This is a genomic window from Sediminibacterium salmoneum NBRC 103935, assembly GCF_000511175.1.
In the GTDB taxonomy this organism is placed as follows: Bacteria; Bacteroidota; Bacteroidia; order Chitinophagales; family Chitinophagaceae; genus Sediminibacterium; species Sediminibacterium salmoneum.
The window spans coordinates 2,354,812-2,360,128 of the sequence record NZ_KI866530.1 but is presented as its reverse complement, the minus strand read 5'-3'; the positions used below and the strand labels follow the sequence as shown (position 1 = coordinate 2,360,128).

Below are 5,317 nucleotides of genomic sequence, written 5' to 3'. Positions count from 1 at the left end.
TTGCACCAGATTTGGTAGTGATTAACAAAGCACCATTCGCTGCCCTGCTACCATATAAGGCGGTTGCCCCTGGTCCTTTTAATACCGTGATGCTTTCAATATCATCAGGATTGATATCTGAAATTCCATTTCCGAAATCAACGGGAACATCTGAACCCGAGCCTGCTCCATAAGCATTGCCTACTCCTGAACTGGTTCCACCACCGTTCATTGGTACGCCATCTAGTACAATCAGCGCGTTGTTTCCATCCGGATTCATAGAAGCGTCTCCTCTCAATGAAACCCTCACAGATCCACCCGGACCCGATCCCGCAGAATACAAATTCAATCCGGCTACTTTACCAGATAAGGAACTTACCCAGTTGTTAGATCGGGCATCCAGCACATCAGACTCTTTCATCGTTTGAGCAGCATAACCCAAAGCTTTTTCCTGTTTTTTAATTCCCAATGCAGTTACCACTACTTCATCCAACTCGCCTGCCTCAGACTTCATTCTGGTTACCAATTGCTGTGAACTTTTTGAAACAGTAATGATTTGCTCGGTGGATGCAAATCCAACAAATGAAAATTTTATCGTGTATTTATTTCCAATGGTTAATTGCTTTACAATATAAACCCCTCTCTCATTGGTTGTGGTTCGTTGGCTGCTATTGGCATTGTTTTGCAATACCACGCTTACCCCTTGTAAAGGGTCACCTTTTTCATTCAATACAGTACCAGTCAAGTCTCTGGTAGTCTGTGCAAATACAATGGATGAGCTGGCCAACACCAATAAAAGTGTTAACGAGATCATCATTGCGTTAAATCCGTTTCTCATAATTAGTATAGTTTTTCTGACGCGAAACTATACTGCAAAAAAAAGAGCCGCTATACCAGCGGCCCTTCTTAATCATTTGATAATGATACGTTTACATTAAGATAATATTCTGTTCATGATTTGGTAACATGAATTACAGTTCTACATTATTTGCTTAAGTGTGTATCAAATAATTTTAATATTCGCTTATATTCATCGGTCCAGCTACTGGGTTCTACAAAGCCATGATCTTCCATTGGATAGACAGCTAACTCCCAATTGTCTTTTTTGAGTTCAATTAATTTTTGTGATAAACGTACCACATCCTGAAAATGTACATTCACATCTACCATACCGTGGCAAATCAATAAATGATTTTTTAAACCTCCGGCAAAATTGATGGGCGATGACTTTGCATAGGCAATGGAATCCTGCACGGGTTCATTTAATATATTGGCCGTATATCCGTGATTGTAATGTGCCCAATCGGTTACAGGTCTAAGTGCTGCACCTGCTTTAAATACATCCGGTGTGGTGAACAATCCCATCAAAGTAATAAAACCTCCATAAGAACCACCATACAATCCAATTCTGTTTTTGTCGATGCCATAATTTTTTACCAGGAATTCTGCGGCATCCACATGATCGGTTAAATCCTTTCCTCCCATATGTCTGTAAATGCCCGTTCTCCAGTCTCTTCCATATCCGCTGCTGGCCCTGTAGTCAATATCAATGACGGTGTATCCTTTGTCTGCTAATAAATTATTAAACATGTATTCTCTGAAATAACTGCTCCACCAATAATGCACATTTTGCAGATAGCCGGCTCCGTGCACAAAAAAAACAGCAGCTCCGTTTTTCTTTTCCGGCGCGGGTTCATAAATTCTTGCATAGATGGATTGTCCGTCTCTGGCTGGTATGGTGGTTACTTTGGGTTCTTTCCAGTTGTATTTTTTAAATTCATCGCTCATGGAAAGATTGGTAACCTGAATGGGTTTTTTACCAGGAGCATTTTCCTGCACATACAATTCCCAGGGCTTATTAATATAAGAGTAACGATACGCAATCCATTTTTCATCAGGGCTCATGCTTACTTCATAGCCACCTTCCCATGGAGTGATTCTTTCTTTTCCTGTTCCGTCAATTTTAATTCGGTACCAGTTTTGTTTTCCGGGATGGGTTTCGTTGCTCAGCAAATAAAAATATTGTTTGTTCTTGCTTAAGCGCAATTCCTGCACTTCATAGTTTCCTGAAGTAAGTGCTTTCTTGCTCTGTGTTTTGGTATCATAAACATATAAGTGGGAATAGCCGGTGGCTTCACTTTGAAAATAAAACAACTCATTGTTTACCCAGCCAATTCTGGTTCCGAAATTCCCTCCGCCAATGCCAGGACCCGCAATCCAGGCTTCGTCTCTTTGTCTGTCGATGGGAACCAATTTTCCGGTAGCCGCATCCAGTTGCATGATCCATCTGTCTTTATTGTCCTGTGAACGGATATCAACAATGGCAAAAGTTCCCGTTGCATTCCAGTAAGGTCCGTATATGGCAACCGGTCTGCTGCTTGGTTTTTTGCCTTCGTATCTTTTCGGATAATCTTTTGCGTAATCAGGTAAATCCTGAATGCCCGGTATGGCATCTGTTTTAATGAGCATCAAAGTATCGCGTTGTCTGTCCCAAACATAAAATTCAAACCTGCCCAAAGCGTTGCCCACTTTGGTTCTGGTATTCAGATCTGTGGTATAACCAGATTCTGTAACATAATCCGGAACAATGGTGGGTTTGTTTCCGGCAGGTGCCTGATACAAACGATAAGTTACAAAACGTGCATCAGGACTAATTTGCAGGCCCTGCATCATTTTGTCTCCTGTGGCAATTCGCTTGATGGTATCGTTATAAACAATTCTGTTTTTTGCGAGATACTCATTGCGCAGATCTCTTTTTTCTTTTCTTTCTTTCAACACTTCAAATAAATCTAGTTGTTGTTGCTGCAACCATCCGTTCTGTGTTAGGGTGTTGATGGGAGCTGAAGAGCGATTGAAATTTCCGCCAGTTGTACTCCCCCCGCTACCAATATTGGTTAACTGCATCAGCACACCTGATTTTGTATGCCATCCAAATAAGTTACCAGACTTGTTGAAGGCAATCCATTCATCGTTTAAAATAAAGGAAGGATTGAACTCCTGTTCTTCGGTTTGCGTTACCCTTGTTGTTTTGTTTGTTTTTACTTCTGTCCAGTATATATCTCCACGAAAACCATATACCATCTGTGTTCCGGCCGCATTATACACCGCGTTGCTAAGTGCATTGTTTCTATCAAGAATATTGGCATTCGCTTTTTCCGGCGCAGTTGCATTGATAGCAAATGCATACAATGAATCGGAAATATTTTTCTGAGGATTCCAGTTAAAGTAAACAGTTTTACTATCATGGCTCCAGAAAGCATTGGAGGGAGAAGTGCCCATCCATTTTGGATCGCGCATAATATAGTCGACCGTTAAAGACTGGGAATAACCGGCATGTACAAAAGCCAGCGAAAGCAATAGAAATATTTTTCTCATACTCTTGGTTTAGAGAATAAATCTATTGTATTCTGTGTAGGAATAATTTTCTGGACCGCTGTTTTTTATGAATGGATAAAGAACCTTACTTATAATAATGGTTGGCTTCAATGTATTCCCTTACTTTTTCGGGAACCAGGTACTGTATGCTTTTTCCTTCTTTAATATTGTTTCGGATATGCGTTGCAGAAATAGAAAGCATGGGGGCATCCAGGATTACTGCTTTTGCTCCTTCAGGAATCTCTGCAATAAATCCGGGACGGTTATAAATTACAAATGAATATTCCGACATTAGAATGGATGCGTTTTTCCATTTATGAATATTTTGAAAACTGTCTGATCCCAAAATAATCGTGAATTCGTGTTGCGGATATTTCTCTTTTAAATATACCATTGTGTCAATGGTATAAGAGGGTTTGGGTAATTTGAATTCAATGTCTGAAGCCCTTAAACGTTCATCTTTTTCAACAGCCAGCGTTGCCAGGTGCAGTCGGTGATACTCACTTAATAAACTATGTTCCTGTTTAAAGGGATTCTGAGGCGACACTACCAGCCAGAGTTGCTGCAAATTGGTTTCATTTAATACATGGCTGGCAATAATTAAATGCCCCGTATGTATAGGATTGAAAGAACCAAAGTAAAGGCCGATTTTCATCTAAGTGACTGATTATCAATGTTTTATTAAATATCTTCCGTCACGAAGATACTATTTGCCTCGCTTAAACGTAAGCTTAGGCGGTAACCGGAAACACAAATAGAGATTGGGTCTCCCAAGGGGGCAATTTGCTCCACTTTTACCTTTTCGCCTGGTACACAGCCCATTTCCATCAGCTTTATAAAGATCTCGTCTTTTTCAAATGAGTCGATAATTCCCTTTTCTCCTGCTGTTAACTCAGACAATCTTTTCATATTCGCAATTATACCATAAAGGTAAACCCTCCCGTATTGGTTTTGTTACGAATTTTGGAGTAATCAAATACTATGGCTAAAATCAATTTCAGAAGTGGAGATCGCCCATTTATTTTCCCGGACAAAACCGGACTCAAATCCTTTATTGAAACCCTCTTTAAAAAAGAGAAAAAAGAACTGGGGGAAATCAACTATATCTTTTGTTCCGATGAAATGCTTTTGAAGATTAACCAGGATTTTTTACAGCACAACTACTACACCGATATCATAACATTCGGATTACAGGAACCAGGCCAGCCCATTGAAGCCGAAATTTATATCAGTATTGACCGGGTAAAAGACAATGCCATTCAACATGGGGTTAGTTACGAGAATGAAATGAAACGGGTGCTCTTTCATGGAGCGCTGCATCTTTGCGGTTATAAAGACAAAAAGAAAAGTGAAATTCAGGAGATGCGGGCAAAAGAGGACCAGTATTTGCAGATGATAGCCAAAAGAAAATAACAGATGCGCTGGAGTGTTTTTGCTTTTTACCTTCTATTGAATCTTGTTTTTACAACATATACAACTAAGGCCCAGGGATACAGCCAGGTAGTATTAACGGATATTCCCTTTGAGCCAAGCATTACTATTAAGAAAGAAATAAAGGAAAGACTGGAGCAGAGTCCAGTTTTTCAGTCTGCAGACCCAATATCCCGGTCCTTTATGTATTGGGTAAACTATTCCAGATTGTATCCAAAAGAATTCAGGGACTCAGCGCTGATACCTTATTTACAGCAACAGCCCAGACTAAAGGGCAAATACGCAAATAGCTTATTGGAAACTTTGGATAAAGCCAATGCCCTTCCATTCTTAGACCCGGAAGAGAAACTAAGTAAAGCAGCCCGTGACCATGCAAAAGACATTAAAAGGAACGGGGGGATAGTAAGCCACCGTTCATCGGATGGCTCCAGCTTTAGGAGACCGAATGAGAAAAAGTGGGGTACAGGGGTTGTACAGCAGAAAACATTTCCGTGGGAAGGCAAAGTCGTGGGGGGCAAGGGCACACAGGGGA

6 protein-coding genes are annotated in these 5,317 nt (G+C 40.5%); 2 read left to right on the top strand and 4 right to left on the bottom strand.

The genetic code is table 11. The annotated features are described in order from the left end of the window. The 4 genes from P767_RS16845 to P767_RS0111035 all read right to left on the bottom strand — a co-directional run. A partial coding sequence (locus P767_RS16845) for a carboxypeptidase-like regulatory domain-containing protein (RefSeq protein WP_037351760.1) occupies positions 1-817 on the bottom strand: 817 nt, incomplete at its 3' end. A 146-nt stretch (positions 818-963) separates the two neighbouring features. Then, complete coding sequence (locus P767_RS0111045) at positions 964-3,354, bottom strand: S9 family peptidase (RefSeq protein ID WP_026764545.1); 2,391 nt, start codon at positions 3,352-3,354, stop codon at positions 964-966. An 85-nt stretch (positions 3,355-3,439) separates the two neighbouring features. After that, a complete protein-coding gene (gene nadD / locus P767_RS0111040; protein ID WP_026764544.1) occupies positions 3,440-4,009 on the bottom strand; it encodes a nicotinate (nicotinamide) nucleotide adenylyltransferase in 570 nt (189 codons plus the stop codon). A 26-nt stretch (positions 4,010-4,035) separates the two neighbouring features. Continuing rightward, the gene (locus P767_RS0111035; RefSeq protein WP_026764543.1) at positions 4,036-4,263 is read right to left on the bottom strand and encodes a FeoA family protein; all 228 of its coding nucleotides are present in this window, start codon (positions 4,261-4,263) and stop codon (positions 4,036-4,038) included. Between the two features lie 72 nt (positions 4,264-4,335). Between P767_RS0111035 and ybeY the strand changes: the two genes are divergently transcribed. Next, positions 4,336-4,767: an rRNA maturation RNase YbeY gene (ybeY, locus tag P767_RS0111030; RefSeq protein WP_026764542.1), complete on the top strand. Its 432-nt coding sequence runs from the start codon at positions 4,336-4,338 to the stop codon at positions 4,765-4,767. 3 nt (positions 4,768-4,770) lie between these two features. Next, positions 4,771-5,317 (top strand): CAP domain-containing protein (locus P767_RS16840; protein WP_172637540.1); only part of this gene is annotated, 547 nt, incomplete at its 3' end.